We start from the raw sequence: 4,027 nt of genomic DNA on the forward strand, positions 1-4,027 counted from the left end.
CCTGCGTGCTCGTGTACTGGCGGTGGCGGCCGTCGGGCATGAGGTCGGCGTAGTGCAGCACTTCATCCTTGCTGCCGTAGGGCTTGTCGCCCACCTCGATGCGGCGCAGGTACTTGACCCAGCTCACGCCCTGCACGCCGGGCACGACCAGGCGCAGCGGGTAACCGTTCTCGGGGCGCAGCATTTCGCCGTTCTGGCCGTACGCGACGAGCACCTCGCCGCTTTCCACCAGTTCCATCGGTAGCGTGCGCGTCATCGAGGAACCATCGGCACCCTCGCCCAGCACGAAGCGGCCGCGCTCGTAATCCACGCCGCACAGCTCGAACAGGGTTCGCAGCGGCACGCCGGTGAACTCGCTGCAGCTGAGCATGCCGTGCGTGTACTGGCAGGTCGGCACCGCGGCGTTGCCCCACTCCATGCCGGTGTTGGCGCCGCATTCGATGAAGTGGAAGCGCGAGACCGAGGGCAGACGCATGAGCTCGTCCATCGTGAACACGCGCGGCGTCTTCACGAGGCTCGCATCCGAGCCATTGATCATCAACCGGTGTTTTGCAGGGTCCACGTCCCACCAGCCCTGGTGATGCCGCTCGAAGTGCAGTCCGCTGGGCGTGACGATGCCGAACAGCGACTGCAGCGGCGCAAACGACACCGAGGCCTGGGTGGTCTGCGTGAGGCCCGGGCTGCGGCGGCGCTGTACGTTGGCTTCGAACTCGGACGGCTTGCCGTAGCCATCGGTGGCCACCGGCTGGCCGAGGCCCAAGCTGTGTGCGGGCAGGTTCAGGATGTGCGGGTCGCCCCCGTCGGCCGACACCGGATCGGCCGCCGCCAGTGCCAGGGGCGCCGTCGCCGCAGCGCCGGCCGCCGCAAAGGCCTGCCGGATGAAGTCCCGGCGTCCGCTGCGGGCTTCGGCGAAAACCTGCCGCACGCCCGCCGCATCGACGAAGTTTTCCGGTGCCTTGATCAGGCGCCCGGCCGGTTTGCCTTGCGAATCCACGCTGCCCTTTCGCCAATCGGAAGCACCGGTTCTGCATTGCGCCTGGAAAGCGACTCGCCCGGATATCATTTGTGGCGAATATTAGCGATTGCAGAAGTTATTGCGATGGGGGGAAACCCGCCGAGGGTCCGGGCCGTCCCTCGGGCCGCTGGCCGGGCCTATGCTCTCCCGCGTTGCGTCTGCCTTCGCCGCCATGATCACCTTCCACATCGGCCACCTTCCTCTGCGCCTACAGGCCCCCGCTTTCGTGCTCGTGCTGGCGCTTCTCGGTGGGCCGAGCCTTGCGGCCGGAACGGCCGGCGAATCGGCACTGCCCCGCGTGCCCCTGATGACGCTGGAGGGGGCTCCGGTCGATCTGCCCGCCTTTGCCAAAGGACAGCCGACCGTCGTCAACCTGTGGGCCACGTGGTGCCCGCCGTGCCGCGAAGAGATGCCGATGCTCGCGCTGGCCCAGGAGCGCGAGACCTCGGTTCGTTTCGTGTTCGCCAACCAGGGCGAAAGCGCGGCCGTGGTGCGGCGCTACCTGTACGACGAGATCCTCGCGCTCGACAACGTGCTGCTCGACGCTGCTTCGGCGTTGCGTCCGGCGGTCGGCGCCAGGGGCCTGCCGACAACGCTGTTCTACGACGCCGAGGGCCGTTTGGTCGCGCGCCATGTCGGCGCCATTTCCAAGGCTGCGCTCGCGAGCAAGTTGAAGCTGCTGCGCCCGGGCGACTGAGCGGCAGCGTCAGTCGATCGCCGGAGCCGGGCCTGGCTCGGCTCGATGAGGCCGATCAGGAAAGAAACGGCACCACGCTCGCGAGCAAGGCCTCGGGCGCTTCCTCGGGGATGTAGTGACCGCAGGCAAGTGCTTCGCCCTTCACGTCCCGCGCGACGCGGCGCCATTCATCGAGCGGGTGGAAGCACCGGTGAACGACGCCGTGCTCGCCCCAGAGCGCCAGCAGCGGTTGCTCGAGCAGGCGGCCGGCATCGCGGTCGGCCCGGTCGTGTTCGAGGTCGATGCCGGCCGAGGCGCGGTAGTCCTCGCACAACCCGTGCGCGGCGCCCGGAAGCGCAATGCAACGCTCGTACTCGGCCAGCGCGAGCGGATCGAAAGCGCTGAGGCCGGCGCTGCCTCGGCGCATCACGTCGCGAACGTAGCCGGCAGGGTCGGCCTGGATGAGCCGTTCCGGCAGCGGCGCGGGCTGGATGAGGAAGAACCAGTGCCAATAGGCCCGCGCGAACGCCTCGGTCGTCTGCTCGTACATCGCCAGGGTGGGTGCGATGTCGAGCAACACCAGACGCCGGACCGCCTCGGGGTGGTCCACGGCCAGGCGGTGGGCGACCCGCGCGCCGCGGTCGTGGGCCAGCACATCGAACCGTTCGAAACCGAGCGCGTGCATCAGTGCGAGCGGGTCACGCGCCATGGCTCGCTTCGAGTAGTTCTCATGATCGGCCTCGCCATTGGGCTTGGTCGAGTCCCCGTAGCCGCGCAGGTCGACAGCGACCACGGTGCGATGCTGCGCAAGAACCGGCGCAACGCGGTGCCAGATGGCATGCGTCTGCGGATGGCCGTGCAGCAACAGCAGCGGCGCGCCGGTGCCTCCGATGACCGCCGCGATGTAAATGCCGTCGCCCACCTCCATGCGAAGCGGTTCGAAACGGGGGAACAGCGGCTGCGCAGAAGCGTTCATGGTGAATGGCCGATGGGTTTACTGAGGGGCGGGCGCCTGCCCCGGGACAGGAACATCGGGCGCCCGGTCGAACACCCGCAGCACGACGATGAGCGCCAGCGCCGCGAAAGGCATCGCGATCGGGTTGACCAGGCCGGCGCCGATCGGCGCCACGAAGAGAAACAGACGCAGGCCCCAGCTGTACAACACGCTGGCGCGTTGCACGTATGCCGTGGCCATCGGGTTGCGACGCTCGCGCGCCGGCGAGCCGACGGGCAGCGAAAGCACGAAGCCGGCCTGGCTGAAGTAGCGCATCGCCATGGCCGAGCACAAGTAGGAGGCGAACAGCGTGGCCAGCAGCAGCAGCTCCAGCACCAGCCGCGCCGAGTTTTGCGGCGGCGCCCACAGCGTGCCGTTCCTGACGGCCGACGAAGCGGCGAGCGAAACGCTGCCCATCAGCGCGAGTGCTGCAGTCGATGCGGTGATGGTGGCCGACATCAGCGAATTCCTGAGCGTCTGCACGGCAAGGATTTCCGAGCCCGGCTGCACCGCGAGCGCCGCGACCCACTCGCCGCGCAGCCGGGAATGCGCCGAACGCGCCGTCACCTCGGGGCCGCGGCGCGCGGTCATAACAAGGTGCAACTCATAAGCGCCGATGAGCAAGGTGGCCGCCGCAATGGCCAGCCAGGGAAGCAAAGGATTCATGCGGCATCCTATCGGCCCGGCCATCCGCTGGCTTTCCCGGACGTGCATGGCAGGCCGCGGCGGGCGCCCGGCACAATTACGGGTTTGTTTTACCGAGCCTGCGGCGCGTTGGCAATCACGATCATGGAACTTGAACTCAACCCTGAAACAGCCACCCGGGCCGTGGTCTGGGGCGCTCTGCTCATCGGCGTGCTGCTCGGCGCGGCGGGTCAGGCGTCGCGCTTTTGCATTCGCGGCGCCATTGCCGACTGGTTCGTCTTTCGCGGGCAAGCCCGCCTGATGACCTGGGTGCTCGCCGTGGCGGTCGCCGCGCTCGGCTCACAGGTGCTGATCGGATTGCAGGTGTTCGATGCCGAGCGCACGCTGCCGTGGAGCGAGCGCTTCGTCTGGGCCTCCTACCTGGTGGGTGGCGCCCTGTTCGGCTATGGCATGGTGCTGGCGGCCGGGTGCCCGCAGCGCAGCCTGGTCAAGGCCGGGTCGGGCAATCTCAAATCGTTGGTGACGCTGCTGGTCGCCGCCGTCGTCGCGCAGATGACGCTGCGCGGCGTGTTGGCGGAAGTCCGCGTACAGGGGCTCGACACGTGGAGCCTGCAACTCGGCCGGCCGCAAGACCTCGGCTCGCTGCTGGCCGTGCTGCTGCCCGCATCGGCCGCCACGTTGCGATGGGCCTTGCTGC

The 4,027-nt window shown here is 68.5% G+C and carries 5 protein-coding genes; 2 read left to right on the forward strand and 3 right to left on the reverse strand.

Going from position 1 to position 4,027, the window contains the following annotated elements; genetic code table 11:
- A partial coding sequence (locus H0W38_RS18185; RefSeq protein WP_292456721.1) for a molybdopterin-dependent oxidoreductase occupies positions 1 to 994 on the reverse strand: 994 nt, incomplete at its 3' end.
- A gap of 193 nt (positions 995 to 1,187) precedes the next feature.
- On the opposite strand from H0W38_RS18185, the gene H0W38_RS18190 reads away from it, so the two are divergent.
- Positions 1,188 to 1,712 carry a TlpA disulfide reductase family protein gene (locus H0W38_RS18190; RefSeq protein ID WP_292456724.1) on the forward strand — a complete coding sequence of 175 codons (525 nt, stop codon included), beginning with the start codon at positions 1,188 to 1,190 and terminating at the stop codon, positions 1,710 to 1,712.
- 55 nt (positions 1,713 to 1,767) lie between these two features.
- Here the strand turns inward: H0W38_RS18190 and H0W38_RS18195 are convergent, their stop codons facing one another.
- Both H0W38_RS18195 and H0W38_RS18200 read right to left on the reverse strand, forming a co-directional pair.
- Positions 1,768 to 2,667 (reverse strand): alpha/beta hydrolase, encoded by a 900-nt coding sequence (locus H0W38_RS18195; RefSeq protein WP_292456727.1) that lies wholly within the window; start codon positions 2,665 to 2,667, stop codon positions 1,768 to 1,770.
- Positions 2,668 to 2,685: 18 nt separating this feature from the next.
- Positions 2,686 to 3,351, reverse strand: coding sequence for a DUF599 domain-containing protein (locus H0W38_RS18200; protein ID WP_292456730.1), 666 nt, complete (start codon positions 3,349 to 3,351; stop codon positions 2,686 to 2,688).
- 123 nt (positions 3,352 to 3,474) lie between these two features.
- Between H0W38_RS18200 and H0W38_RS18205 the strand changes: the two genes are divergently transcribed.
- Positions 3,475 to 4,027: YeeE/YedE thiosulfate transporter family protein (locus H0W38_RS18205; RefSeq protein ID WP_292456733.1), on the forward strand; the 553-nt coding region annotated here is incomplete at its 3' end.

Origin of the sequence: Methylibium sp. (assembly GCF_013817365.1) — a bacterium.
Classification (GTDB): Bacteria; Pseudomonadota; Gammaproteobacteria; order Burkholderiales; family Burkholderiaceae_C; genus Methylibium.